The organism is Zestomonas carbonaria (assembly GCF_904061905.1).
GTDB classification, from domain to species: domain Bacteria; phylum Pseudomonadota; class Gammaproteobacteria; order Pseudomonadales; family Pseudomonadaceae; genus Aquipseudomonas; species Aquipseudomonas carbonaria.
Map to the genome: position 1 here is coordinate 68,321 of NZ_CAJFCI010000026.1, position 24,357 is coordinate 92,677.

The 24,357-nt window shown below is 66.5% G+C and carries 22 protein-coding genes and 1 pseudogene; 15 read left to right on the top strand and 8 right to left on the bottom strand.

From position 1 onward, the window contains the following. Positions 1 to 6: 6 nt before the first annotated feature. The 3 genes from ftsA to lpxC all read left to right on the top strand — a co-directional run bounded on the left by ftsA (position 7) and on the right by lpxC (position 3,509). Positions 7 to 1,254, top strand: a complete 1,248-nt coding sequence (ftsA, locus tag PSEWESI4_RS05600; RefSeq protein ID WP_187670201.1) for a cell division protein FtsA — start codon at positions 7 to 9, stop codon at positions 1,252 to 1,254. A gap of 49 nt (positions 1,255 to 1,303) precedes the next feature. Further along, complete coding sequence (gene ftsZ / locus PSEWESI4_RS05605; protein ID WP_187670202.1) at positions 1,304 to 2,482, top strand: cell division protein FtsZ; 1,179 nt, start codon at positions 1,304 to 1,306, stop codon at positions 2,480 to 2,482. Between the two features lie 115 nt (positions 2,483 to 2,597). After that, a complete protein-coding gene (gene lpxC / locus PSEWESI4_RS05610; protein WP_187670203.1) occupies positions 2,598 to 3,509 on the top strand; it encodes a UDP-3-O-acyl-N-acetylglucosamine deacetylase in 912 nt (303 codons plus the stop codon). 210 nt (positions 3,510 to 3,719) lie between these two features. On the opposite strand, the gene PSEWESI4_RS05615 is transcribed toward lpxC, so the two are convergent. Continuing rightward, entirely contained in the window at positions 3,720 to 4,172 is a 453-nt protein-coding gene (locus PSEWESI4_RS05615) for a DciA family protein (protein ID WP_187670204.1), read from the bottom strand. A 279-nt stretch (positions 4,173 to 4,451) separates the two neighbouring features. Here PSEWESI4_RS05615 and secA point away from each other — a divergent pair, with 279 nt between their 5' ends. The 4 genes from secA to PSEWESI4_RS05635 all read left to right on the top strand — a co-directional run bounded on the left by secA (position 4,452) and on the right by PSEWESI4_RS05635 (position 10,259). Beyond that, positions 4,452 to 7,184, top strand: a complete 2,733-nt coding sequence (gene secA / locus PSEWESI4_RS05620) for a preprotein translocase subunit SecA (RefSeq protein ID WP_187670205.1) — start codon at positions 4,452 to 4,454, stop codon at positions 7,182 to 7,184. Between the two features lie 197 nt (positions 7,185 to 7,381). After that, complete coding sequence (gene argJ / locus PSEWESI4_RS05625) at positions 7,382 to 8,599, top strand: bifunctional glutamate N-acetyltransferase/amino-acid acetyltransferase ArgJ (RefSeq protein WP_187670206.1); 1,218 nt, start codon at positions 7,382 to 7,384, stop codon at positions 8,597 to 8,599. Between the two features lie 95 nt (positions 8,600 to 8,694). Continuing rightward, positions 8,695 to 9,321 (top strand): glutathione S-transferase family protein, encoded by a 627-nt coding sequence (locus PSEWESI4_RS05630; protein ID WP_187670207.1) that lies wholly within the window; start codon positions 8,695 to 8,697, stop codon positions 9,319 to 9,321. Beyond that, the gene (locus tag PSEWESI4_RS05635; protein WP_187670208.1) at positions 9,318 to 10,259 is read left to right on the top strand and encodes a Nudix family hydrolase; all 942 of its coding nucleotides are present in this window, start codon (positions 9,318 to 9,320) and stop codon (positions 10,257 to 10,259) included. The genes PSEWESI4_RS05630 and PSEWESI4_RS05635 overlap by 4 nt, the downstream gene beginning before the upstream one ends. Positions 10,260 to 10,721: 462 nt before the next feature. On the opposite strand, the gene PSEWESI4_RS05640 is transcribed toward PSEWESI4_RS05635, so the two are convergent. The 4 genes and pseudogenes from PSEWESI4_RS05640 to PSEWESI4_RS05655 form a co-directional block, all read right to left on the bottom strand. Beyond that, positions 10,722 to 11,297, bottom strand: a complete 576-nt coding sequence (locus PSEWESI4_RS05640) for a cob(I)yrinic acid a,c-diamide adenosyltransferase (protein ID WP_187670209.1) — start codon at positions 11,295 to 11,297, stop codon at positions 10,722 to 10,724. A 2-nt stretch (positions 11,298 to 11,299) separates the two neighbouring features. Beyond that, positions 11,300 to 13,315 carry an ATP-binding protein gene (locus PSEWESI4_RS05645; protein WP_187670210.1) on the bottom strand — a complete coding sequence of 672 codons (2,016 nt, stop codon included), beginning with the start codon at positions 13,313 to 13,315 and terminating at the stop codon, positions 11,300 to 11,302. Positions 13,316 to 13,363: 48 nt separating this feature from the next. After that, complete coding sequence (locus tag PSEWESI4_RS05650; RefSeq protein WP_187670211.1) at positions 13,364 to 14,275, bottom strand: putative 2-dehydropantoate 2-reductase; 912 nt, start codon at positions 14,273 to 14,275, stop codon at positions 13,364 to 13,366. Then, a pseudogene (locus tag PSEWESI4_RS05655) lies at positions 14,272 to 15,240 on the bottom strand (response regulator); the annotation flags it as partial. The gene PSEWESI4_RS05650 and the pseudogene PSEWESI4_RS05655, both read right to left, overlap by 4 nt. Positions 15,241 to 15,404: 164 nt before the next feature. On the opposite strand from PSEWESI4_RS05655, the gene PSEWESI4_RS05660 reads away from it, so the two are divergent. Further along, positions 15,405 to 15,884, top strand: a complete 480-nt coding sequence (locus PSEWESI4_RS05660; protein ID WP_187670213.1) for a YajQ family cyclic di-GMP-binding protein — start codon at positions 15,405 to 15,407, stop codon at positions 15,882 to 15,884. 110 nt (positions 15,885 to 15,994) lie between these two features. Next, the gene (locus PSEWESI4_RS05665; protein ID WP_187670214.1) at positions 15,995 to 16,834 is read left to right on the top strand and encodes a mechanosensitive ion channel family protein; all 840 of its coding nucleotides are present in this window, start codon (positions 15,995 to 15,997) and stop codon (positions 16,832 to 16,834) included. Between the two features lie 88 nt (positions 16,835 to 16,922). Here PSEWESI4_RS05665 and PSEWESI4_RS05670 read toward each other — a convergent pair whose 3' ends face one another. Further along, positions 16,923 to 17,129: a hypothetical protein gene (locus PSEWESI4_RS05670; protein WP_187670215.1), complete on the bottom strand. Its 207-nt coding sequence runs from the start codon at positions 17,127 to 17,129 to the stop codon at positions 16,923 to 16,925. A gap of 199 nt (positions 17,130 to 17,328) precedes the next feature. Here PSEWESI4_RS05670 and PSEWESI4_RS05675 point away from each other — a divergent pair, with 199 nt between their 5' ends. Continuing rightward, positions 17,329 to 17,622: a hypothetical protein gene (locus PSEWESI4_RS05675; protein WP_187670216.1), complete on the top strand. Its 294-nt coding sequence runs from the start codon at positions 17,329 to 17,331 to the stop codon at positions 17,620 to 17,622. 32 nt (positions 17,623 to 17,654) lie between these two features. Here the strand turns inward: PSEWESI4_RS05675 and PSEWESI4_RS05680 are convergent, their stop codons facing one another. Further along, on the bottom strand, positions 17,655 to 18,821 hold the full coding sequence (locus PSEWESI4_RS05680; RefSeq protein ID WP_187670217.1) for a 1-acyl-sn-glycerol-3-phosphate acyltransferase: 1,167 nt from the start codon (positions 18,819 to 18,821) through the stop codon (positions 17,655 to 17,657). A 99-nt stretch (positions 18,822 to 18,920) separates the two neighbouring features. Between PSEWESI4_RS05680 and PSEWESI4_RS05685 the strand changes: the two genes are divergently transcribed. From PSEWESI4_RS05685 to PSEWESI4_RS05695, 3 genes are read left to right on the top strand one after another with little or no spacing between them, the layout of a single operon-like run. Next, a complete protein-coding gene (locus PSEWESI4_RS05685; RefSeq protein WP_187670218.1) occupies positions 18,921 to 19,103 on the top strand; it encodes a CPXCG motif-containing cysteine-rich protein in 183 nt (60 codons plus the stop codon). Continuing rightward, on the top strand, positions 19,103 to 19,363 hold the full coding sequence (locus tag PSEWESI4_RS05690; RefSeq protein WP_187670219.1) for a putative signal transducing protein: 261 nt from the start codon (positions 19,103 to 19,105) through the stop codon (positions 19,361 to 19,363). The genes PSEWESI4_RS05685 and PSEWESI4_RS05690 overlap by 1 nt, the downstream gene beginning before the upstream one ends. 58 nt (positions 19,364 to 19,421) lie before the next feature. Beyond that, positions 19,422 to 20,039, top strand: coding sequence for an SOS response-associated peptidase (locus tag PSEWESI4_RS05695; RefSeq protein WP_187670220.1), 618 nt, complete (start codon positions 19,422 to 19,424; stop codon positions 20,037 to 20,039). Positions 20,040 to 20,141: 102 nt separating this feature from the next. On the opposite strand, the gene PSEWESI4_RS05700 is transcribed toward PSEWESI4_RS05695, so the two are convergent. Next, positions 20,142 to 22,274, bottom strand: a complete 2,133-nt coding sequence (locus tag PSEWESI4_RS05700; protein WP_187670221.1) for a methyl-accepting chemotaxis protein — start codon at positions 22,272 to 22,274, stop codon at positions 20,142 to 20,144. A gap of 163 nt (positions 22,275 to 22,437) precedes the next feature. On the opposite strand from PSEWESI4_RS05700, the gene PSEWESI4_RS05705 reads away from it, so the two are divergent. Together PSEWESI4_RS05705 and PSEWESI4_RS05710 are read left to right on the top strand one after the other, a co-directional pair. Continuing rightward, on the top strand, positions 22,438 to 23,253 hold the full coding sequence (locus PSEWESI4_RS05705; protein ID WP_187670222.1) for a M48 family metallopeptidase: 816 nt from the start codon (positions 22,438 to 22,440) through the stop codon (positions 23,251 to 23,253). Between the two features lie 101 nt (positions 23,254 to 23,354). Further along, entirely contained in the window at positions 23,355 to 24,350 is a 996-nt protein-coding gene (locus PSEWESI4_RS05710) for an NAD-dependent epimerase/dehydratase family protein (protein WP_187670223.1), read from the top strand. Positions 24,351 to 24,357: the final 7 nt, after the last annotated feature.

Sequence of the window (24,357 nt, forward strand, 5' to 3'; positions counted from 1 at the left end):
AACAGAATGGCAAACGTGCAGAGCGGCAAGATGATCGTCGGCCTCGATATCGGCACCTCCAAGGTGGTGGCGCTGGTGGGCGAGGTGGCGGCTGACGGTCAGTTGGAAATCGTCGGTATCGGCACGCACCCATCGCGTGGCCTGAAAAAGGGCGTGGTGGTCAACATCGAGTCGACCGTGCAGTCGATCCAGCGCGCCGTCGAGGAAGCGCAGATGATGGCCGGGTGCCGTATCCACTCGGCCTTCGTCGGCGTGGCCGGCAGCCATATCCGCAGCCTGAACTCCCACGGCATCGTCGCCATCCGCGACCGCGAGGTCAGCGTCGCCGACATCGACCGTGTGCTGGACGCCGCCCAGGCGGTGGCCATTCCCTCCGACCAGAGGGTGCTGCACACCTTGCCGCAGGACTACGTGATCGATAACCAGGAAGGCGTGCGCGAGCCGCTGGGCATGTCCGGCGTGCGCCTGGAAGCCAAGGTGCACGTGGTGACCTGCGCGGTGAACGCTGCGCAGAACATCGAGAAGTGCGTGCGCCGCTGTGGCCTGGAAGTCGACGACATCATCCTCGAGCAACTGGCCTCGACCTATTCGGTGCTCACCGAGGACGAGAAGGAACTGGGCGTGTGCCTGGTCGACATCGGCGGCGGCACCACCGACATGGCGATCTTCACCGAAGGGGCGATCCGCCACACCGCAGTGATCCCGATCGCCGGCGACCAGGTCACCAACGACATCGCCATGGCGCTGCGCACGCCGACCCAGTACGCCGAGGAAATCAAGATCCGTTACGCCTGCGCACTGGCCAAGCTGGCCGGTGCGGGCGAGACCATCAAGGTGCCCAGCGTCGGTGAGCGGCCGCCGCGCGAGCTGTCCCGCCAGGCCCTGGCGGAGGTCGTCGAGCCGCGCTACGACGAACTGTTCACGTTGATCCAGGCCGAGTTGCGCCGTAGCGGTTACGAGGACCTGATCCCGGGCGGGATCGTCCTCACCGGCGGCACCGCGAAAATGGAAGGCGCGGTCGAACTCGCCGAAGAGATCTTCCACATGCCGGTGCGCCTGGGCGTGCCGCATGGCGTCAAGGGGATGGCCGACGTGGTTCGCAATCCCATCTATTCAACGGGCGTGGGCCTGTTGCTGTACGGACTGCAGAAGCAGGCCGACGGCATCGGCATGTCTCCCGGCGGCTTGTATGCCGACGAACCCAAGACACCGGTACTGGAGCGGCTGAAACGCTGGGTCCAGGGCAATTTCTGATGTTCCACCGCAGTAGGCGTTACAACTAGAAAGCAAAGGAGAGGGGAAAATGTTCGAGCTCGTAGACAATGTCCCGCAAAGTGCAGTGATCAAGGTGATCGGCGTGGGCGGCGGCGGCGGTAATGCCGTCAACCACATGATCAAGAACAACATCGAAGGCGTGGAATTCATCTGCGCCAACACCGATGCGCAGGCGTTGAAGAACGTCAGCGCGCGTACCGTGCTGCAGCTTGGCTGCGGCGTGACCAAGGGCCTGGGTGCCGGTACCAACCCGGAGATCGGCCGTCAGGCCGCCCTGGAGGACCGTGAGCGCATCAACGAGGTGCTGCAAGGCGCCGACATGGTGTTCATCACCACCGGCATGGGCGGCGGCACCGGCACCGGTGCGGCGCCGATCATCGCCGAAGTGGCCAAGGAGATGGGTATCCTCACCGTTGCGGTGGTGACCCGTCCGTTCCCGTTCGAGGGCCGCAAGCGCATGCAGGTCGCCGATGACGGCATCCGTGCGCTGGCCGAGAGCGTCGACTCTCTGATCACCATCCCCAACGAGAAGCTGCTGACCATCCTCGGCAAGGATGCCAGCCTGCTGTCCGCCTTCGCCAAGGCCGACGACGTGCTGGCCGGTGCGGTGCGTGGCATCTCCGACATCATGCAGCGTCCGGGCCTGATGAACGTCGACTTCGCCGACGTGAAGACGGTGATGGGCGAGATGGGCATGGCGATGATGGGTACCGGCTGCGCCAGCGGTCCGAATCGTGCCCGCGAGGCCACCGAGGCGGCGATCCGCAACCCGCTGCTGGAAGACGTCAACCTGCAGGGCGCGCGCGGTATCCTGGTGAACATCACAGCCGGTCTGGACCTGTCCCTCGGCGAGTACGCCGCGGTCGGCGAGATCATCGAGGCCTTCGCCTCCGAGCACGCCACCGTCAAGGTCGGCGCGGTGATCGATCCGGAAATGCGCGACGAACTGCATGTCACCGTGGTCGCCACCGGCCTGGGTGCGAAGATCGAGAAGCCGGTCAAGGTGGTCGACAACACCGTGCCGGCCGCGACCATCAGCGCACCTGCCGCCGCTCGTCCGGAACAACCGTCGGTCAACTACAAGGACTACGATCGCCCGACCGTGCAGCGTCAGAGCCATGGTGGCTCGGCCGCAGCCAAGCTGAATGCCCAGGATGATCTGGACTACCTGGACATCCCGGCGTTCCTGCGTCGCCAGGCCGATTAATCTGATTTATCAGGAGTATTAAGGTGATTGGCGTTTTTCAGCAAAGGCCGGTTCTGCTATCATCGCCGGCCATTGTTGAAAACAATTCGCAACTAGTGCTATAGCGGCCAAAGCCATGATCAGACAACGCACCCTGAAGAACATCATCCGGGCCACGGGCGTCGGCTTGCATTCCGGGGAAAAGGTTTACCTGACCCTGAAGCCGGCCCCGGTGGATACCGGAATCGTGTTCCGTCGTACCGACCTCGATCCTGTCGTGGAAATCCGCGCCCGGGCCGAGAACGTCGGGGAAACCACCATGTCGACCACCCTGGTCAATGGTGATGTCAAGGTGGACACCGTGGAGCACCTGCTTTCGGCCATGGCTGGCCTGGGCATCGATAACGCCTACGTCGAGCTCTCCGCGTCCGAAGTGCCGATCATGGATGGCAGCGCCGGTCCCTTCGTATTCCTGATTCAATCCGCAGGCCTGCAGGAGCAGGAGAAGGCCAAGCAGTTCATCCGCATCAAGCGCGAGGTGACGGTGGAAGAGGGCGACAAGCGCGCCACCTTCGTACCGTTCGACGGCTTCAAGGTGAGCTTCGAGATCGACTTCGACCATCCGGTATTCCGTGGGCGTACCCAACGGGCCAGCGTGGACTTCTCCAGCACCTCGTTCGTCAAGGAGGTCAGCCGCGCGCGGACCTTCGGCTTCATGAGCGATATCGAGTTCCTGCGTTCGCAGAACCTGGCACTCGGCGGCAGTGTGGAAAATGCCATCGTGGTGGACGAGGACAGCGTGCTCAACGAAGACGGCCTGCGTTACGAGGACGAGTTCGTCAAGCACAAGATCCTCGACGCCATCGGCGACCTCTACCTGCTGGGCAACAGCCTGATCGGCGAATTCCGCGGCTTCAAGTCGGGGCATGCGCTGAACAACCGTCTGTTGCGCGCACTGATCGCGGAAAAGGATGCGTGGGAAGTGGTGACCTTCGATGATGTGAAGAGCGCTCCCATCTCCTACATGCGTCCGGTAGCTGCCGGTTAAGCGCGGCCGACGAGACAATCTCTCCCTTTTGCTTTTTATTGAGGCCACCTTCGGGTGGCCTTTTTTCTTTTACTGGGTCCCCGCGTTCGCGAGGACGACGGGGAACAACCAGCGTGCTTCAGGCCCCGTCATTCCCGCGCACGCGGGAATCCAATGAGCCGAACAGGGCCTTGGACTGGCGGGCTGAAACGGAACGTCGCCCGATCCTTCCTACGGCTTGTCGCCATGGCTGGCCAGGCGTTCGAGGGCGGCGCGCAGGCGTGGGTCGCCGATGTGTTCGGCGGTAGCGCGGATGCTGTCGGCGGCGTTGGCCGACAGGCTGGCACAGCGACCGCGCCCCTGGCTCTGGGTCTGCGGTGGTTGCACCTTGAACAGGAGGCGGGTCAGCCCGGCGAACTCGTCGAAGCCCTGCAACTGGCGCAGCAGGCGGCGTTGCTGGTAGCGCAGCCGGGTGGCCCAGTGGCCATCGGTGACCACCAGCAGCAGGCTGCCGTCACGCCAGGCGGCGACGTGGCAGTGCTCGCGGGCCGCTGGTTGCAGTTGGCTGTGCAGCAGGTTCTGCAGATGGGCCAGGCGTTCGGCCTGGTCTATCAGGCCTTGCAGCGGCTTGGCTTCGCGCAACAGGGCGGCGGGAGAGCGGGCCGGCAACGGGCGGAAGGTCATGGTGGGTGCCTGCGGTGGATGAGGTGCGATGTTAGCAGAAAGCCGTCCTGTGCCGGGCGCCGGACGAGCCCGGTGCGCCCGCTTTAGTGCGCCTGCTGAGGCCGCCCGAGCCATTCCAGGCGACCGCCCGGTCGCCCGAAAACGCGTACCAGTCGCGAACGGGGCTACTTTCCTCTCCATCGATTCCGAGTAGAATGCCCGCTTCGCATGCAGCCCATAAGGCTGCGCGGGCGACTCGCGAGGCCGCCCTCCATCCATAGTGTGGAAGACCCTGCCGATATGTTTGCGCCTTTGTTGAAGAAACTCTTTGGAAGCAAGAACGAGCGTGAAGTCAAACGCATGCTCAAGGCCGTACAGGCCGTGAATGCGCTCGAAGAGCAGATGGTGGCCCTGTCCGACGAGCAGTTACGGGCCAAGACAGAGGAGTTCAAGGCGCGTCTGGCAAAAGGTGAGACCCTCGATCAACTCCTGCCGGAAGCCTTCGCCGTGGCACGCGAGGCCGGCAAGCGGGTGATGGGCATGCGTCACTTCGATGTCCAGTTGATCGGTGGCATGACCTTGCACGAAGGCAAGATCGCCGAAATGCGCACCGGTGAGGGCAAGACCCTGGTGGCGACCCTGGCGGTGTACCTCAACGCGCTGTCCGGCAAGGGCGTGCACGTGGTCACGGTGAACGACTACCTGGCCCGCCGCGACGCCAATTGGATGCGCCCGCTGTACGAGTTCCTCGGCCTGTCGCTCGGCATCGTCAGCCCGTTCCAGCCGCCGGAAGAGAAGCGTGCCGCCTACGCCGCCGACATTACCTACGGCACCAACAACGAATTCGGTTTCGACTACCTGCGCGACAACATGGCCTTCAGCCTGGACGACAAGTTCCAGCGCGAGCTGAACTTCGCCGTGGTCGACGAAGTGGACTCGATCCTCATCGACGAAGCGCGTACCCCGCTGATCATCTCCGGCCAGGCCGAGGACAGCTCCAAGCTGTACATCGAGATGAACCGCCTGATCCCGCGCCTCAAGCGGCACATCGAGGAAGTCGAAGGGCAGGTGACCCAGGAAGGCCACTACAGCATCGACGAGAAGACCCGCCAGGTGGAGCTGAACGAGGCCGGGCACCAGTTCATCGAGGAGCTGCTCGCCCAGAACGGCCTGCTGGCCGAAGGCGAGAGCCTCTACTCGGCGCACAACCTCAGCCTGCTGACCCACGTCTACGCCGCGTTGCGCGCGCATACCCTGTTCCACCGCAACGTCGAATACATCGTGCAGAACGGCCAGGTCATCCTGATCGACGAGCACACCGGCCGCACCATGCAGGGCCGTCGCCTGTCCGAGGGCCTGCACCAGGCCATCGAGGCGAAGGAAGGCGTGAACATCCAGGCCGAGAGCCAGACCCTGGCCTCGACCACCTTCCAGAACTACTTCCGCCTGTACAAGAAGCTCTCCGGCATGACCGGCACCGCCGACACCGAGGCCTTCGAGTTCCGCCAGATCTACGGCCTCGATGTGATGGTGATCCCCACCCATCGGCCGGTCGCGCGCAAGGACTTCAACGACCTGGTGTACCTGACCCAGGACGAGAAGTACCAGGCGGTCATCGCCGACATCAAGGACTGCCAGGCCAACGGCCGTCCGGTACTGGTCGGCACCGCGACGATCGAAGCCTCCGAGTACGTCTCCAAGTTGTTGGAAGAGGCCGGCATCGAGCACAAGGTGCTCAACGCCAAGTATCACGAGAAGGAAGCCGAGATCATCGCCCAGGCCGGTCGTCCGGGCGCGGTGACCATCGCCACCAACATGGCCGGCCGTGGTACGGACATCCTGCTGGGCGGTAACTGGGAAGCCGAAGTGGCGGCCCTGGAGAATCCCACCGACGAGCAGGTCGCACAGATCAAGGCCGACTGGCAGAAGCGCCACCAGCAGGTGATCGAGGCCGGCGGCCTGCACGTGATCGCTTCCGAGCGTCATGAATCCCGCCGTATCGACAACCAGTTGCGCGGCCGTGCCGGCCGTCAGGGCGACCCGGGTTCCAGCCGCTTCTACCTGTCGCTGGAAGACAACCTGATGCGCATCTTCGCCTCCGACCGGGTGAAGAACTTCATGAAGGCCCTGGGCATGCAGCCGGGCGAGGCCATCGAGCACCGCATGGTGACCAATGCCATCGAGAAGGCGCAGCGCAAGGTCGAAGGCCGCAACTTCGACATCCGCAAGCAATTGCTCGAATACGACGACGTGGCCAACGAGCAGCGCAAGGTGATCTACCACATGCGCAACAGCCTGCTGGCCGCCCAGGACATCGGCGACACCATCGCCGAGTTCCGCGAGGAAGTGCTGAACAGCACCTTCCACCAGTACATCCCGCCGCAATCGCTGCCCGAGCAGTGGGACGTGGCCGGCCTGGAAGCCACGTTGTACAGCGACTTCGGTATCAAGCTGCCGGTCCAGCAGTGGCTGGACGAGGACGACCACCTGCACGAGGAGCCGCTGCATGCGCGCATCCTCGAGCACCTAGTCGCGGCCTACCAGGAGAAGGAAGATCTGGCCAGCGCCGAGGCGCTGCGCACCTTCGAGAAGCAGATCCTGCTGCGCGTGCTCGACGATCTGTGGAAGGACCACCTGTCGACCATGGACCACCTGCGCCACGGCATCCACCTGCGCGGTTACGCGCAGAAGAACCCCAAGCAGGAGTACAAGCGCGAGTCCTTCAACCTGTTCCAGGAGCTGCTCGAGTCCGTCAAGCGCGACACCATCCGCGTGCTTTCCCACGTCCAGGTGCGTCGCGAGGACCCGGCCGAGGAAGAGGCGCGCCTGCGCCGCGAAGCAGAGGAGTTGGCCAAGCGCATGCAGTTCCAGCATGCCGAGGTGTCCGCCCTGGCGCAGCCTGAGGCGGCCGAGGAAGGCGATGTCGCCGTGGCCGCCGCACCGGTGCGCGCGGAGCCGAAGATCGGTCGCAACGAGCCCTGCCCCTGCGGTTCCGGCAAGAAGTACAAGCATTGCCACGGGCAGGTGAACTGAGAACCTGCTCATGATTCGTCGCGCGTCGGCCATACTGCGTTAAAGCGGTCCCGACCCGCGAGATCACGAGAGGGTTCTGCGGCTCCGCTGCCTGCACCATCGACGCCGCGACCGGCTTAGCCGCTCGCGGCGTTTTTGCCTAGATTCGGACCGTCTTCCCGGTCTTCGATAACTGTATCCAACAAGGAGCGCTCTCCATGGCTGTCGGTCTTGGTCCCCTGCCTACCCTGCACCCGGTCCCCGGTTTCGAACTCGGCATCGCTTCGGCCGGCATCAAGCGCCCCGGGCGCAAGGATGTGGTGGTGATGCGCTGCGCCGAGGGTTCCAGCGTGGCCGGGGTGTTCACCCTCAACGCCTTCTGCGCGGCGCCGGTGATCCTCTGCAAGCAGCGTTTCCTCGGACCGGTCCGCTACCTGCTGACCAACACCGGCAACGCCAACGCCGGCACCGGCGAGCCGGGCCTGGCCAATGCCACGCGCACCTGTGTCAAGCTGGCCGAGCTGGCCGGCGTGCCGGCCAATGCGGTGCTGCCGTTTTCCACCGGGGTGATCGGCGAGCCGCTGCCGGTGGAGAAGATCGAGGCCGCCCTGCCGGCTGCCCTGGCCGACCTCAAGGCGGACAACTGGGCTGCCGCGGCCGAAGGCATCATGACCACCGATACCCTGCCGAAGGGGGCCAGCCGCCAGTTCGTCCACGAGGGCGTCACCGTCACCGTCACCGGCATCAGCAAGGGCGCGGGGATGATCAAGCCGAACATGGCGACCATGCTCGGCTACATCGCCACCGACGCCAAGGTGGCCCAGGGCGTGCTGCAGGACCTGCTGCGCGACGCGGCGAACAAGTCCTTCAACCGCATCACCATCGATGGCGATACCTCCACCAACGACAGTTGCGTGCTGATCGCCACCGGCCAGTCCGAGCTGCCGGAAATCGCCCAGGCCAGCGGGGCGCTGTTCGCCGCCCTGAAGCAGGCGGTGCTGGAAGTCTCCATGGAGCTGGCCCAGGCCATCGTCCGCGACGGCGAGGGCGCCACCAAGTTCGTCACCGTGCAGGTCAACGGCGGCGCCACTCACCAGGAATGCCTCGACGTGGCCTACGCGGTAGCCCATTCGCCGCTGATCAAGACCGCGCTGTTCGCCTCCGACCCGAACTGGGGACGCATCCTCGCCGCCGTGGGCTATGCCGGTGTGGCGCAACTGGACGTCAGCAAGATCGACGTGTTCCTCGGCGACGTGTGCATCGCCAGCAAGGGCTGCCGCGCGGCCAGCTACACCGAGGACCAGGGCGCCAGGGTGATGGCCGAAGCCGAGATCGGCATCCGTATCGAGCTGGGCCGTGGCGCCTGCGGCGAAACGATCTGGACGACCGACCTGTCCCATGATTACGTGAAGATCAATGCGGAATACCGGACGTAACGGCAAGCCCCGAGCCATGAGCGCGGAAAAGGCGGTGCGGCGTTCGTAGAAGCGGTCCATGACTGCGAAGGCGCGGTTCGAGCGAGGAGCGAGCGATGGAACTGGTAATCGGCGATAAACGCTATTCGTCCTGGTCGTTGCGTGGCGCGCTGGCCCTCGAACTGGCCGGCGTGCCCTATCGCGAGCGGTTGATCCGTCTCAATCGCCCGGACACCCGCCTGCGCATCCTCGAATACTCGCCGAGCGGCAAGGTGCCGCTGCTGGTGACCGAGGAGGGGCTGGTCTGGGATTCCCTGGCGATCGCCGAGTACCTGGCCGAACGTTTCCCGGAAGCCCACCTGTGGCCCCGTGGCGAGTACGCCCGGGCGGTGGCGCGCTCGATCTGCGCGGAAATGCACAGCGGGTTCGCCGCCTTGCGTACCCATCTGCCGATGGACCTCAAGCGCGACCAGGCGCTGGAACGGGTGCCGGACGAGGCGAAGACCGATATTCAGCGCATCTGCATGCTGTGGGCCGAGTGCCGTTCCAGCTTCGGCCAGGACGGCCCGTTCCTGTTCGGCCACGCCAGCCTGGCGGATGCCTTCTATGCGCCGGTGGCCAGCCGCCTGCGCAGTTACCGCATCGACCTGCCGCCGGTGGCCGCGGCCTATGTCGATACCATTTACCATTGGCCGGCGTTCCAGCGCTGGTTGCAGGCCGCCCAGGAGGAAAGCGAAGCGTGAAACGAATCCATGTGGCGGCGGCGGTTATCCATGATGCCGCCGGCCGCATCCTGCTGGCCCGTCGCCCGGAAGACAAGCACCAGGGCGGGCTGTGGGAGTTTCCCGGTGGCAAGGTCGAGGAGGGCGAGCCCGTCGAGGTGGCCCTGGCCCGCGAGCTGGAGGAAGAGCTGGGCATCCGCGTCGAGCGGGCCAGCCCGTTGATCCAGGTGAACCACGACTATCCGGACAAGCATGTCCTGCTGGATGTCTGGGACGTCACGGCGTTCGCCGGCGAGCCGCACGGCGCCGAAGGCCAGCCGCTGGCCTGGGTGACGCCGCGAGAGCTGGGCGACTACGAGTTCCCGGCGGCCAACCGGCCGATCGTGCATGCCGCGCGGTTGCCGCGCCAGTACCTGATCACGCCTGACGATCTCGAGCCGGCGGCTCTGCTCAAGGGGCTGCGGGCGGCGCTGGCGTCCGGTGTCCGGCTGGTCCAGTTGCGCGCGCCGAACCTCTACAGCCCGGAATACCGCGACCTGGCGGTGGACGCCGTGGGACTGTGCGCCGGCAAGGCGCAGCTCATGCTCAAGGGGCCGCTGGAGTGGCTGGGCGACTTTCCCGCCGCCGGCTGGCACCTGACCGCCGAACAGTTGCGCAAGTATGCGGCCCATGGCCGGCCGTTTCCCAAGGAGCGCTGGCTGGCCGCTTCCTGCCACAGCGCCGAGGAGCTGGAACTGGCCGACCGGATGGGCGTGGATTTCGTCACCCTGTCGCCGGTGCAGGCGACCCGGACCCACCCCGAAGCGAGCCCCCTGGGCTGGGACGCGGCGCGCGAGCTGATCGCCGGTTTCAACCAGCCGGTGTTCCTGCTCGGCGGCGTCGGCCCCGACGATGCCGAACGCGCCGGACGGGTTGGCGCACAGGGTGTGGCCGGTATCCGCGCGTTCTGGCCGGCATGAAAGACGAGAAGAGCGCTGGAGGGCTGGACGGAAAAGCGATCCGGCTTTTGGAGGGTGTGCCGTGCGCACCGTTTACCTTGCGCGGGCAGGGTGGTTCGCCGGAAACGTAGGTGTTGGACTCGGATCGGTGCGTGCGGCGCACCCTACGTGGGCCGCCACTAACGCGGGGACCCAGTAAACCGCCACGTAGCCCGGATGAAATCCGGGAGGGTTTCCCCGGATTGCATCCGGGCTACTCGTTCGCTGTTGTAGGAGCCAGCTTGCTGGCGATGCTTTTGCGTTGCCGGGTATCGCGCGCATGGTGCGCTCCTACAGGTCGAGACCGTAGGAGCGGCGGGGACGCCCAGTTCCATGGCCGCGAAGAAGGGTTTGACGTAGAAGGTGCATGGCCAGAACGCTGTCCAGCCTCCAGCCTCCAGCCTCCAGCCTCCAGCCTCCAGCCTCCAGCCTCCAGCCTCCAGCCTAGGGCTTTGGTGCGGCCTGCCAGAGCACTTCGTTGATCTGCATGCGCTTGGCGATCAGGCGGGCGGCGACGAACAGCAGGTCGGAGAGGCGGTTGATGTAGGCCAGGGAGACGGCGCCCAGCGGTTCCATGGCGTTGAGCGCCTGGCAGCGGCGTTCGGCGCTGCGTGCCTGGCTGCGGCAGATGTGGGTCTGGGCGACCAGGGTCGAGCCGCCGGGCAGGATGAAGTTCTCCAGCGGGCCGACTTCTTCGTTCCAGCGGTCGATGGCCGCTTCCAGGCGCTGTACTTCCGCTTCGCCCAGGGCCTGGTAGGCCGGCATCGCCAGTTCGCCGCCGAGGTCGAACAGGCGGTGCTGGCAGGGGGAGAGGACTTCGATCAGTTCGCTCAGGCCCGGCCACATGGCTTCCTGTTCGGCGAGCTGGGCGAGCAGCAGGCCGAGCTGGCTGTTCAGCGCGTCCACTTCGCCGATGGCTTCCACGCGCGGGTGGTCCTTGGGCACCCGGCGGCCGTCGCCGAGGCCGGTCTCGCCCTTGTCGCCGGTCTTCGTGTAGATCTTGCTCAGTCGATAACCCATGTTCAGTGGCTCGTGGTTTCGCCGGGGGAGGCCAGTGGCAGACGCAGGGTGAAGCAGGTGCCCTGGCCGAGCTGCGACTGCACTTCCATCTGCCCCTTGTGGTTGTTGGTGATGATGAAGTAGGACACCGACAGGCCCAGCCCCGTGCCCTGGCCGATCTCCTTGGTGGTGAAGAACGGTTCGAAGATGCGCTTGCGCACCTGCTCGGGCATGCCGATGCCGTTGTCCTCTACCTGGATTTCCGCCCACGGCGGGCTCAGCCGGGTACGCAGGGTGATGCGGCCGGGCTGGTCGTCCTCGCGCAGGTGGATGGCCTGGGCGGCGTTCTTCAGCAGGTTGAGCAGCACCTGCTCCAGCTCGTTGGCGGTGGCCGGCACCGCGCCGAGCCGGGGATCGAAGTCGCGGACGATGGTCAGGCCCTTGAAGTCGAAGCCTTCGGTGAGGTCGAAGTCGTTGCCGGCGATCTCCACTGCCTGGTCGATCAGCGACGGCAGGTCGCAAGGCGCCAGTTGGCGGTCGCTGCGCCGGCTGAAGCTGAGCATGTGGGTGACGATCTTCGCCGCCCGCGAGCCGGCCTGCTGGATGCCGTCGAGCAGTTGCGGCACCTCGCGGCTCTCCAGGTAGCGGTTCACCGCGCCGAGGTCGATGTTGGCGGCTTCGGCCTGCTCGATGTTCTTCGGCAGCTCGGGCGACAGGCGCCGGCGGATGTTCTGCACGTTGTGCAGGATGGCGCCCAGCGGGTTGTTGATCTCGTGGGCCATGCCGGCGGCCAGGCCACCGACCGAGAGCATCTTCTCCGACTGCACCATCATTTCCTCCAGCGACAGCCGCTGGGTGATGTCGTCGATGCGGATCACCACGCCCTGCAGGGTGCCGCCCATCAGTGGGTAGAAGGTCAGCGCGTAGTGGCGCGGCTCGCCGTCCTGGATCCAGGTGACCCGCTCGATCTTCTCCACCGTGTGTCGCTCGGCGGTGCGCTTGAGCTGGGTGAGGTAGAACTTCAGCGAGGGGAAGGCGAGGAACACCGGCTGGTTGAGGGCGTCCTCCTGGGCGGTGCCGGAGAGGGCGCTGGCCTCCTGGTTCCACTGGGTGACGTAGAGCTCCTGGTCGAGGGCGATCAGCGCCGAGGGCATGGAGTCGATGATGCTGTTCAGGTAGTTCTGGAAGCCGGTGAGCTTCTTCTCGATCTTGCTGCGCACCTGCACTTCCAGCTCCAGCTTGCGGTTGGAGTGGCGGGTTTCCTCGGCCAGGTTGCGGGCCTGGTCGAAGGCGGCCTGGGCTTCGTCGCGGGCGCGCTTGAGCTGCTGTTCGCGCGCTTCGATGCGGGTCAGCATGGTGTTGAAGGCGTCGGCCAGGTTGCCGATCTCGTCGTGGTTGCCGCGTGCGGCGCGCAGCGAATAGTCCTCGTCGCGGGTGACCTGGCGCGACAGCGCTTCCAGTTGCAGGATCGGCCGGGTCACCAGGCGGCGGATCTGCTGGGCGACCAGCAGCCAGAGCAGCACGCTGAGGGCGAGGATCACCAGGCTGGCGGTCAGGGTGCCGGTGTAGAAGGCGCCGGGCAGTTCGCTGGAGGCGACCAGCAGCAGGTGACCGGGGGGCTGGCCTTGCTGGGGCAGTTCGATCAACTGGTTGGCGCGGAACTCGCCGATGCGCCAGGTTGCGACCTTTTCGACGCGCTTGGGCAGGTTCAGGGACTCGCCTTGCTGCAGTTCGGCGAGTAGCGCGCCCTGGCTGTCGTAGATCGCCGCCGCGCGCAGCGGCGTATAGCCATCCAGGCGGCGCAGCAACTCGTTGGCGGCGGTTGGCGAGCTCAGCGCGGTGCTGCTCAGCGACGGGCTGGCGATCAGCCGGCCGAGGATCTGCAGCGCCTGGGGCGCCATGTTTTCCTGGGAAATCCAGTAGGCGGCGCTGATGAAGCTGAAGTTGGCCACCAGCAGCACGGTGGCGAGCAGTACCAGCACGGCGGTCAGAAGTTTCTGCCCGACCGGCAGGTTTTCGAGGCGCTGGCGCAGGGGCATGGGCGGACTGTCGCGACTGACGGGGAGTGCCGGCAGGGTAGCGCGCCGCTAGCGGGTGGGCAATCCAAGCCGGGTGAGATGTGCCGACAGGCGCCGGTGCAGCTCGTCCAGGCGCGGCAGCGACAGGTCGTGGCGCTGCGCTTCGGCCAGGGCATGGCCGAGCAGGTAGCCGATCTCGGTGCGCCGGCCGTGGGCGACATCCTGGTACATCGAGGAATAGTTGGCGGCGGTGGCCTGGATCACGCGTTCGACTTCCGCCTGCAGGTCCTCGGCGGCGCTGTCCTGGCCGCAGGCGCGGAGCAGTTCGACCAGCTCGTCACACAGTCCGGCGACTTCCGCCGCGTGTTCGGCGAGGCCGCCATTGCGGCAGGTGTGCAGCACGGTGAGCGGGTTGATCGCACAGTTGAGCGCCAGTTTGCGCCACAGCCGGGCGAGGATGTCCGGCGTCCACTGGTGGGGGATGCCGGCGGCGTGCAGCTCGGCGAGCCAGGCGGGCGCGGTTGGCTCGCGCGGATCGCCCAGCCAGGTGAAGCCCTGGCCGGCGAATACCACGCGGAAGTTGTCGTCGCGAAACGCGCCTTCGGTGCTGGAGGCGAGGATGCAGCGCGCCCGTGGCAGCCGCGCGGCAACCGCGTCCTGGCTGCCGAGGCCGTTCTGCAGGAGGATCAGCTCCGCGCCCGGGGTGAGCCGGGCGGCCACGCTGGCGACGGCTTCCTCGGCGTCGTAGGCCTTGCAGGCGAGCAGCAGGCGGTCGATCGGTTCCGGGTCGTCCGGGGTCTGCGCCGGGATCGGGTAGAGGCTGGTCTGTTCCGGTTCCACCAGGGTCAGGCCGCCGAGCCGCCGGTAACCGGCCAGGCGCGCGCGGTCACGGAGGATCAGCCGGACCGGCAGCCCGGTGCGGGCCAGGCGCGCGGCCCAGAGTCCGCCGAGGCTGCCGGCGCCGAGGATGTGCCAGGTCATACCCGTTGTGGCAGGCGCAGGGCCGCTACCCGGCCGCTGGCGTAGGCTTCGAGGAGCAGTTCGGAGGCCTGTTCCATCAGCGTTTCCGGGGTGGTCGGCAGGGCCTGGGCGTCGAGGCCGACCAGGGCGATGCCGGCCTGCAGGTTGATGAAGCCTTCGCTGGTCTTGAACGCCTTGACGTTGAGCCCTTCGTGCAGGCGGCGGAAGCTGCTCGGCGAGCACTCCTGGAGGTCGTCGAGCAGGGTGATCAGGCCGAAGTGGTCGTCGTCCAGGCGCACCAGCACGTCCAGCGGTCGCACCAGTTGTTGCAGGCGGCGGGCGATGCCGTGCAGCAGTTCGTTGTGGAACGCGGCGCCGAAGCGCTGGCGTAGTTGCGGGGCGTTCTGCAGGCCGATCAGCAGGTAGCAGGCGGCACCGCCGCGCGACTCGATCTGGCGCAGGCTGTCGGCCAGCTTCTGGCGCAGGTAGCGTGGGTTGCCGAGCCCGGTCAGCGGGTCGACCAGGTTGCGCTCCTCGAGATGGGCGATGTTATGGGCCAGCAGGCGGTTCTCGTTCAGCAGGCGCTGCAAGGTGTTGCACAGGCGGTCGGCGGCGTATACCCGTGGCAGCAACTGCTCGTTCATCACCGCCTTGCTGATGAAGTCGTCGACGCCACGGTCGAAGGCTTCGCTCAGGGCGTTCTCGCCTTCCTTGCCGGTGAGCAGGATCACGTAGGTGTAGTGGTCGGCCATCTCGTCGAGCTGGCGCACCCGGGCGGTCAGCTCCAGGCCGTCGATCTCCGGCATCAGCCAGTCGGCCAGCAGCACGCTGGCGGGGCGCTGCTCCAGTTGCCCGAGCGCTTCCTCGGCGCTGCTGGCGAAACGCACGTCCTGGTATCCGGCCTGGCTGAGCGCGCGGCCGATCATCGCACTGGAAAACTTGGCATCGTCCACCACCAGGATGCTGAGATGGGGGTTGGGCATTGAGTAGGCTCGCAAGAAGAGTGGATATGCCGGCAGTCACAGCGGGAAAAGCCTGAAACGGGCCGATTATGCGCTGTGCGGCTATATAATGACCGCGCATTTTTATCGTCAAGCCTCGGCGCGCTCCGACCGTGATGCCGGTCGCGCCGTCTATCTGGAGAATCACCATGCCTTCGTTCGACGTGGTGTCCGAACTGGACAAACACGAACTCACCAACGCCCTGGATAACGCGGCGAAGGAACTGGAGCGCCGCTTCGACCTGCGCGGCAAATGCAGCTTCGAAAGCAAGGAAAAGAGCGTCACCCTGACTGCCGAAGCGGATTTCATGCTCGACCAGATGCTCGATATCCTTCGCTCCTGCCTGATCAAGCGCAAGATCGACATCCAGTGCATGGAGATCAAGGACTCCTATGCCTCTGGCAAGGTGGTCAAGCAGGAAGTGGATTTCCGCGAAGGGATCGACAAGGAGCTGGCGAAGAAGATCGTCGCCCACGTCAAGGACACCAAGCTCAAGGTCCAGGCCGCCATCCAGGGCGAGCAGGTGCGCATCACCGGCAAGAAGCGCGACGACCTGCAGGACGCCATCGCCAGCCTGCGCGGCAAGGATTTCGGCATGCCGCTGCAGTACAACAACTTCCGCGATTGATCGCATTGCGCCAGCTCCGCGGGGAACCTTCCCGGCCGGCTGGCGTCGCAGCTTCCTGGACGACGCTTTTCGTGGCCGGGTGGTCGGCCGTCGACGTGAAGGAGGTTGCAATGGATGTAGGTTCGGAAGTCGATCGCCTGGTCAGGGCCTCGGAGGCCTGGTGGCCGATGGTCCTGGAATACGGCAGCAGGGTGGCCCTGGCGCTGGTCACCCTGCTGATCGGCTGGTGGTTGATCAACTCGCTGACCGCCCGGCTGAGCAGGCTGCTGGCGCGGCGCAGCGCCGACCAGGCCTTGCAGAACTTCGTTTCAAGCCTGGCCAACATCATCCTGAAGGTGCTGCTGGTGGTCAGCGTGGCCTCGATGATCGGCATCGAGACCACGTCCTTCATCGCCGCCATCGGTGCCGCCGGCCTGGCCATCGGCCTGGCCCTGCAGGGCAGCCTGGCGAACTTCGCCGGCGGGGTACTGATCCTGCTGTTCCGTCCGTTCCGCATCGGTGACTTCATCGAGGCGCAGGGGGTGAGCGGCACCGTCGACAGCATCCAGATCTTCCATACCGTGCTGCGCACCGGCGACAACAAGACGGTGATCGTGCCCAACGGCAACCTGTCCAACGGCATCATCACCAACTTCAACCGCCAGCCCACCCGCAAGGTGGTGTTCGACATCGGGGTGAACTACGACGCCGACCTGCAACGCGCCCGCGAGGTGCTGCTGCGCCTGGCCCAGGACCCACGGGTGCTGCGCGAGCCGGCGCCGGAGGCGGTGGTCGCCAGCCTGGGCGACAGCGCCATCACCATGTCCCTGCGCGTCTGGGTGAAGAGCGCCGACTACTGGTCCGTGGTGTTCATGTTCAACGAGAAGGCCCGCGACGCGTTGGGGGAGGCCGGGATCGACATCCCGTTTCCGCAGCGGGTGGTGCGGATGATCCAGGAGACGGCGGAGTAGGGGCGCGCGGGACGGGCGAGTCCGTGTGATGGGTTGTCACCCATCCTACAGGGCTGCCGTAGGATGGGTGGCAACCCATCAGCCCCGCCTACGAGGTTTCGCCGTACATCGGCAGGAGGGCCAGGCCGGTGTGCGGGTCGGCCTCCGGCCAGTCGTGGTGCTGATGGCCGCCGAGCGCGCAGTAGACCAGCCAGCCCCGGTCCTGGACGTTGAACGCCAGGGCATCGACCAGCGCGGTTTGTTCATCGTTGTGGGCGACCCGGTAAAGCGGGTCCTGGTTGTGTGCATGCAGCATGGCGGGCTCCTCGGATAACGGGCAGGGAGGATGCCCGGCGCTTCTGACAATCCGGTGACAGCGGCCCGGCGTTCCGTCGGAAAGCACCGCGCCAGAGCTCCCAGTCGGGTAGACTGCGCCGCCATATCCCTTTCGTTTTTTCTTTCCTTGCTTGTGTGGTAGCGCGGTGTCCCCGTTCTCCTCCGGGCGGAGTTCGATGATGTCGCTGCAGCTACTCTGGGGCCTGTTCCAGGCCCATCCCGCCCAACTGGTCAACGGCCTGGCGCTGTTCTTCGCCGTCGCCGGCGGCTGGTTGCTGGTCGCCACCCGGACGCGCGAGCGTCGCGCCCTGGCGCGACTGACCGCCCAGACCGAACTGGCTGAACTGGATGAGGAAGAGGCCCTGCCGCTGGACGAGCGCACCCTGCGCATCAACCGTTTCTTCACCCGCTTCGGCGCCGCCAGCCTGGGGCTGGCGCTGGTGGTGTCCTGGTTGAGTACCCAACTCGTATGAAAGAACGGCGACCCTGAGGTCGCCGTTTTTCGTTACAGCTCCAGCCCGGTTTTCAGGCGGTACTGGTTCCGCACCGGGTTGGCGTATTGCAGGATCAGGTAGGGCCGCTGCTCGACCGGGCAGGCGTCCAGGCGACGCTGCCACTCGCGGCGGGCGCCGGCCAGTTCCTCGGCGGAGAACAGCGCGGTGGCGTCCGGCACCGCCAGCGCCGGGTCGCGTTCTTCCCACTGCGCATAGGCCAGGTAGTTGACCGGGAACAGCCGGTAGCTGCCGAGGATATGCCGGTCGATCTCCTGGGCCAGTTGCTTGGCGTCTTCCGCCGGCTCGGTGAGCGGCGGGCAGAAGCTGACGTGCACCCGGCCCTTGTAGCCGGTGATGCCGAGGGCGATGCTCTGGTCGTCCTCGCCCGGCGCCTTGCTGTAGCCGCCGGTGGTGGCGCGGGTGTACAGCTCGCGCGCCTTGGCCTGGTCGCAGGGGTCGTACTCGTAGCTGATCGACACCGGGGTCAGGCGCAGGTCGCGGATCACCTCGGCGAAGGGCTCGTCCTTGCGGCTCATGTGGAACATCTTGAGGATCGCCGAGTCGGTGCGGTCGTCGCCGTCCTTGGCGCGGCCTTCGGCCTGGGCGATCCACACCGACTCGCCGTCCGAGCGGATCGAGTGGTTGATGTAGGCCGACAGCAACTGGAAGGCGGCCAGTTTCTCGCGCCGGTTGCTCAGCGAGCGGTGCACGATGAAGCTCTTGTTCAGGCGCATCAGGTCGCTGACGAAGGGCCGCTGCAACAGGTTGTCGCCGATGGCGATGCGTGGCGTCGGCAGGCCCGCGTGGTAGACCGCGTAGTTGACGAACGCCGGGTCCATGACGATGTCGCGGTGGTTGGCGAGGAACAGGTAGGCGCTGCCGGCCTTCAGCCGCTCGACGCCGGAATAGGTCACCCCGTCGGTGGCGCGTTCGATGGTGCGGTCGACGTAGGGCTCGATCCGGTCCTGCAGCTTGGCCACCGAATCGATTCCACGGAACTCGCTGCGCAGCCGATGGGCTATAAGTGGTTTGAGCAGCCTGGAGAACGGTTTGCTCAGGCGCGGGTAGCGAAAACGGGTGAGGATATCGAGAAAGCTCTCGTCCGCCGCCAGGCGTCTGAGGACAGCCGAGACTTCGGCGTCGGCGTAGGGTCGGATGGCGTCGAATTCGCCCATCATGTTCTCTTGTCGTGTATGCCGTGTAAGGGAGCGAACCCCGTGGAACGGGGTCGAAAATAGACCGGCGAGTATACGCCAAAGTCACAACGGGAGATGGCGATGCTGGAAGCGCAGGATTACCAGTGTCCATATTGTGGCGAGTGGGTCGAGGCTTCGCTCGACCTGTCGGCCGGCGACCAGCAGTACATCGAAGACTGTCCGGTGTGCTGCCGGCCGATCGTCTTCGACCTGCGCAGCGATGGCGTGGACTGGAGCCTGGATGTGCGCACGGAGAACGACTGATGCAGCGAATCTACGATCCGCAGGACCTGCTCGAAGCCGAAATGCTGCGCAACATGCTGGCCAGCGAGGGCATCGAGGCGCATCTCACCGGCGGCCACCTGCTCGGGGCCATCGGCGAGGTGCCGGTGCACGGCCTGCTCGGCCTGTTGGTGGAAAATCACCAGGCCGAGCAGGCGCGCCAGTTGATCGCCGCGTACAATGCCGCGCAGCCGCTGCCGGGCGAGGAGCCGGAAAGCTGGCCCGGCGTGCTGCTCTGCTGAGTACCCCGGCGCTCGCGATCGCGCAGCCACCCCTTTCCCCAACAGGTTTTTCATCTCCATGTGTGGACGCTACGCCCTGTTCCGCTGGTCCCCGGCCTTCGCCGCGCTGCCGGGGTTTCCCGCCGACCAGCAGCCGTCCTGGAATATCGCGCCGCAAGCCCAGGTGCTGCTGCTGCGCCAGGTCGACGGGACATTGTGCGCCGAACGCGCGCGCTGGGGACTGACACCGGCCTGGCTGAACGACCTGTCGAAAACTCCGGCCCAGGCCCGCGCGGAAACCCTCGCCGGGCAGCCGATGTTCCGCGAGGCGTTCCGCCTGCGTCGTGGACTGCTGCCGGCCAACGGCTTCTACGAATGGCGCGGCGCCGTGCGCAAGCGGCCGTACTGGATGACCGGCGATGCTTCGCTGCTGCACTTCGCCGCGTTGTGGGAGGCCTACCCGGTCGGCGATCGCTGCTACCTGAGCGTCGCCGTGGTCACCCAGGCGGCGGCCAATCAGCGCCGCCCGCTGATCCTCGATGCCGCCGACCAGGACGCCTGGCTGGCGGCGGACACCCCGGCCGACGAGTTGCTGGCGCTGCTCGCTCGGCCGCAGCCGCCATTGCGCGAGCGGGCGCTGGCCACCCTGGTCAACGATCCCAAGCTGGATGCGCCGGAGTGCCTGACACCGGCGTAGCGGTCCGCGAAGGCCTTTCCCTGTAGGAGCCAGCTTGCTGGCGATCCGTACCCTCGAAATCTCGCTGATCGCCAGCGAGCTGGCTCCTACGCAACGCCCGGTTCAGACCTTGAACTGATTGACCAGTTGCCGCTGCTGCTCGGCCAGCCGGGTCAGTTCGGCGCTGGCGCCACTGGCCTCGCTGGCACCGCTGGCCACCTGGTGGGCGACCTGGCCGATGGTGGTGACGTTGCGGTTGAGGTCCTCGGCCACCGCGCTCTGCTGCTCGGCGGCGCTGGCGATCTGGATGTTCATGTCGTTGATCACCGACACCGCCTGGGTGATCGATTCCAGCGCCTGGGCGGCCTCGGTGGCCTGCTGCACGCTGTCGTCGGTCTTCGCCTGGCTGTCCTCCATGACCCTGACCACTTCGCGGGTGCCGTTCTGCAACTGCTGGATCATGGTCTGGATTTCCTCGGTGGCCTGCTGGGTCTTCTGCGCCAGGTTGCGCACCTCGTCGGCGACCACCGCGAAGCCGCGTCCCTGCTCGCCGGCGCGGGCGGCCTCGATGGCGGCGTTGAGAGCCAGCAGGTTGGTCTGCTCGGCGATGCCGCGGATGGCGATCAGGATGGCGTTGATGTTCTCGCTGTCCTTGGCCAGGGTTTGCACCACGCCGACGGCGCGGCCGATCTCGCTGGCCAGCGCGCCGATCGCCTGGGCGGTGCCTTGCACGGTGAGCTTGCCGTGGTTGGCCGCCTGGTCGGCGTGGCTGGCGGCCTCGGCGGCCATGCCGGCGTTGCGCGCCACGTCCTGGGCGGTGGCGGTCATTTCCTGCACGGCGGTGGCGACCAGTTCGATCTCCGACAACTGCCTCTGCACGCCTTCGTTGGTGCGCACGGCGATGTCGGCGGTATGCGCGGAGGAGTCGCTGACCTTCTGCACCGAGGCGACCACCTGGCCGATCATGTTCTGCAACTGGCCGAGGAAGCCGTTGAAGCCCTTGGCGATCGAGCCCAGTTCGTCGGCGCGGTCGCTGTGCAGACGGCGGGTCAGGTCGCCTTCGCCCTGGACGATGTCGTCGAGCATGGCGACCATCTGGCGGAGCGGCCGAGCGATGCCGTGGCCGACCAGCCAGACCACGCCGAGGCCCAGGGCGGCGACCAGCAGGCCGACCAGGGTCATGCCGAGGATGTCCCGGTCGCGCTGCCCGGCCAGTTCGTCCTGCAACTGCTGCAACTGGCCGAACACCGCCTGCTCGGGCAGTTGCAGCAGCAGGGTCCAGCGGGTGTCGCTGCCGGCGACGCTGAACGGCAGGTACAGCTCGATGTGGCCGTGGTCGCGGTCGATGTCGTAGGTGACCTCGTCGAGACGCAGGCTCTTCAGGTTGTTCACCTCGTTCTCGTCGAGCACTTCGCCGGCCGGTGCGCCCAGCTTGCCGGCGTCCTTGGTGTAGGCGACCAGGCGGCCGTTGCCGGAAATCAGTGCCATCTCGCCGGCGCCGTCGTAGAGCTGCCGGTCGGCGTCGACCAGCAGTTGCTGGATGAACTCCAGGGTCAGGTCGGCGCCGACGACGCCCTTGAACTGGCCGTCGGCCAGGATCGGTGCGTTGAACGAAGCGAGCATGGTCATCTTGCCGTTCACCTCGTAGGGCGCCGGGTCGATCACGCAGTTGCGCTTTTGCTGGCGCGGGCAGAGGTAGTACTCGCCCTCGCGCACGCCAGTGGGGAGCAGTTTCTCGCTTTCGATGGTGTCGCCGAGCAGTTCCATCTTGAGCTGGCCGTCGACGCGGTACCACCAGGGCATGAAGCGGCCGTTGGCGTCGTGGCCGGGCTGGTTGGCGTAGAGGTCGTCGCTGTCGTCGAAGGCGTTGGCTTCCCAGCCCACGTAGACGTCCAGCAGCTTGGGGTTGGCGGCCAGGGCCCGTTCCGCCAGGTTGATGATCTCTTCGCGGGTGGCGGCCAGCCGCGCGGCGCCGCTGGCATCGGCCTCGCCGAGCAGCGCAATGGTCTGTGCCAGGGTCGCGGCGACGGTCATCGGGTAGTCCAGTTCGCGCTGGATCTGCCCGACCTGGGCGCGTGCCAGCGAGGCCAGGCGCTCCTCGATCACCTGGCCGAGCAGGTTCTGGGTGCGCTCCTGCACCAGGTTCTGGGTGCGCGCGCCGGAAAACAGCGCGTAGAGCACCAGGGCGGCGACCACCGCGAGCACGCTGGCGCCAGCGAGGAGGGCCACGGAAAGCTGGATGGATCGGAGTTTCATGGGCGGGCACCCGAGCAGGCTGTTGGACTCTTTCCGTTATCGGCGCGAGGGGGGAGAATCATGAGCCGGTGGGTGCAAAACAAGCCTGCCGTTTGTCTAAGGAATGCCTGTGCGGACCGGTCGCCGGGCGGTAGTCGTTTTCATTCACAGGGAGAGAGGCACCATGATCCCGTTGTTTCGCCTGGGTGGCCTGACGGCGGCCCTGCTGCTCGCAGGATGCCAGGCCGTCAACACCACCAGCGGCGGCGCCGTCGGCGTCGAGCGCAAGCAGTACATGTTCAGCATGCTGTCGACCCAGGAGGTCAACCAGATGTATGCGCAGTCCTACCAGCAGACCCTCTCCGAGGCGTCGAGCAAGGGCGTGCTGGACAAGAGCAGCGCCAACGCCAAGCGGGTGGACGCGATCGCGCGGCGGCTGATCGCCCAGGCGCCGGTGTTCCGCCCCGATGCCGCGCAGTGGGACTGGCAGGTCAACCTGATCAAGAGCAAGGATCTCAATGCCAACTGCGGACCTGGCGGCAAGATCATCGTCTACAGCGGCCTGATCGAGCAGCTCAAGCTGACCGATGACGAACTGGCCGCGGTGATGGGCCACGAGATCGCCCACGCCCTGCGCGAGCACGGCCGCGAGGCGATGTCCAAGGCCTATGGCGTGCAGATGGCCAACCAGGTCGGCGCCGCGCTCGGCGTCGGGCAGGGCGGCCTGCAGATGGCCAACATGGGCGTGGAATACCTGATGACCCTGCCCAACAGCCGTGGCAACGAGAACGAGGCCGACCTGATCGGCCTGGAACTGGCGGCCCGCGCGGGCTACAACCCGAACGCCGCGATCAGCCTGTGGGAAAAGATGGCCCAGGCCGGTGGCGGCGCCCCGCCGGAATTCCTCAGCACCCACCCGTCGTCGAGCACCCGCATGTCCAACCTGCAGGCGGCGATTCCGAAGGTCATGCCGTTCTACCAGCAGGCCGGCGGCCGGTAGCCAGGTCGCAGTACAGCCCCTAGACTGAGCGGCGCCTTTTCGCCGACAGAAGGCCGTGGACGGGCGCAAGTCCCGTTCATGGCCATGGACAAGGAGCCGTAGTGAAGATCGCCGTCCTCGGAGCCACCGGCCTGCTCGGCCATCACGCTGCTCGCGCCGTGCGGGCAGCCGGTCACCAACTGATATCGATCCATCGACCCTCATCGCGGATCGAGCGGCTGGCCTACCTGGAGCCGGAATACCGCTCCGCCGAACTGCTCGATCACGCGGCCCTGACCGAGGCCCTGCGCGGGCTCGACGGGGTCATCTTCTGTGCCGGCTACTACCCCACGCGACCGCGCCGCTGGCAGGACGAGGTGGCCCGCGCGCTGAACCTCAGCAATCACTTCTACGCCGCCTGCCTGGCAGCGCGGGTGCCGCGCATCCTCTATGTCGGCGCGGCCATCGCCCTGCCGCGCCATCCGCAGGGGCAGCCGGGGCACGAGGGGCTGTTCTACGAGGGCATGCCGCGCTGGAAGAACCCCTACCTGCTGTGCAAGTGGGCGCTCGACGAGCAGGCCCGCGAGCAGGCGCGCAGCGGCCTGCCGGTGGTGATCGGGATTCCCGGCATGTGTCTCGGCGAATACGACGCCGGGCCGAGCACCGGACGGCTGATCACCGCCATCGCCAGCGGCGAGATGAGCCATTACGTGCCGGGCCGGCGCAACCTGATCGATGCCGCCGACGCCGGCCGAGGCCTGCTGCTGGCGCTGGAGAAGGGCCGGGTCGGCGAGCGCTACCTGCTCACCGGCCACAACGTCGAGATGGGCGAGCTGACCCGTCAGGTGGCGGGGTGGCTCGGCGTCCCCGCGCCGAAGCCGGTGCCGCTGGAGGTCGCCAAGCTGATCGCCGGGCTGGGCCGCTTGCGCTATCGGCTGACCGGCAGGCCGCCGAAACTGGACGACACCGCCATCGCGGTGATGGCCGGCGGACAGTTCCTCGACGGGCAGAAGGCACACGAGGAGCTGGGCTTCGTCGCTGAAACCGATCTGGATACCACGCTGCGGCGCAGCATCCAGTGGTTTCGGGCGAACGGCTATCTGGATGGCCGGGGATGACGAGGCG

Excerpts from the sequence above, each read along its gene's own strand:
- ftsA (WP_187670201.1), top strand. The coding sequence starts at position 7 with ATGGCAAACGTGCAGAGCGGCAAGATGATCGTCGGCCTCGATATCGGC.
- ftsZ (WP_187670202.1), top strand. The coding sequence starts at position 1,304 with ATGTTCGAGCTCGTAGACAATGTCCCGCAAAGTGCAGTGATCAAGGTG.
- lpxC (WP_187670203.1), top strand. The coding sequence starts at position 2,598 with ATGATCAGACAACGCACCCTGAAGAACATCATCCGGGCCACGGGCGTC.
- PSEWESI4_RS05615 (WP_187670204.1), bottom strand. The coding sequence starts at position 4,172 with ATGACCTTCCGCCCGTTGCCGGCCCGCTCTCCCGCCGCCCTGTTGCGC.
- secA (WP_187670205.1), top strand. The coding sequence starts at position 4,452 with ATGTTTGCGCCTTTGTTGAAGAAACTCTTTGGAAGCAAGAACGAGCGT.
- argJ (WP_187670206.1), top strand. The coding sequence starts at position 7,382 with ATGGCTGTCGGTCTTGGTCCCCTGCCTACCCTGCACCCGGTCCCCGGT.
- PSEWESI4_RS05630 (WP_187670207.1), top strand. The coding sequence starts at position 8,695 with ATGGAACTGGTAATCGGCGATAAACGCTATTCGTCCTGGTCGTTGCGT.
- PSEWESI4_RS05640 (WP_187670209.1), bottom strand. The coding sequence starts at position 11,297 with ATGGGTTATCGACTGAGCAAGATCTACACGAAGACCGGCGACAAGGGC.
- PSEWESI4_RS05645 (WP_187670210.1), bottom strand. The coding sequence starts at position 13,315 with ATGCCCCTGCGCCAGCGCCTCGAAAACCTGCCGGTCGGGCAGAAACTT.
- PSEWESI4_RS05650 (WP_187670211.1), bottom strand. The coding sequence starts at position 14,275 with ATGACCTGGCACATCCTCGGCGCCGGCAGCCTCGGCGGACTCTGGGCC.
- PSEWESI4_RS05660 (WP_187670213.1), top strand. The coding sequence starts at position 15,405 with ATGCCTTCGTTCGACGTGGTGTCCGAACTGGACAAACACGAACTCACC.
- PSEWESI4_RS05665 (WP_187670214.1), top strand. The coding sequence starts at position 15,995 with ATGGATGTAGGTTCGGAAGTCGATCGCCTGGTCAGGGCCTCGGAGGCC.
- PSEWESI4_RS05670 (WP_187670215.1), bottom strand. The coding sequence starts at position 17,129 with ATGCTGCATGCACACAACCAGGACCCGCTTTACCGGGTCGCCCACAAC.
- PSEWESI4_RS05675 (WP_187670216.1), top strand. The coding sequence starts at position 17,329 with ATGTCGCTGCAGCTACTCTGGGGCCTGTTCCAGGCCCATCCCGCCCAA.
- PSEWESI4_RS05680 (WP_187670217.1), bottom strand. The coding sequence starts at position 18,821 with ATGATGGGCGAATTCGACGCCATCCGACCCTACGCCGACGCCGAAGTC.
- PSEWESI4_RS05685 (WP_187670218.1), top strand. The coding sequence starts at position 18,921 with ATGCTGGAAGCGCAGGATTACCAGTGTCCATATTGTGGCGAGTGGGTC.
- PSEWESI4_RS05690 (WP_187670219.1), top strand. The coding sequence starts at position 19,103 with ATGCAGCGAATCTACGATCCGCAGGACCTGCTCGAAGCCGAAATGCTG.
- PSEWESI4_RS05695 (WP_187670220.1), top strand. The coding sequence starts at position 19,422 with ATGTGTGGACGCTACGCCCTGTTCCGCTGGTCCCCGGCCTTCGCCGCG.
- PSEWESI4_RS05700 (WP_187670221.1), bottom strand. The coding sequence starts at position 22,274 with ATGAAACTCCGATCCATCCAGCTTTCCGTGGCCCTCCTCGCTGGCGCC.
- PSEWESI4_RS05705 (WP_187670222.1), top strand. The coding sequence starts at position 22,438 with ATGATCCCGTTGTTTCGCCTGGGTGGCCTGACGGCGGCCCTGCTGCTC.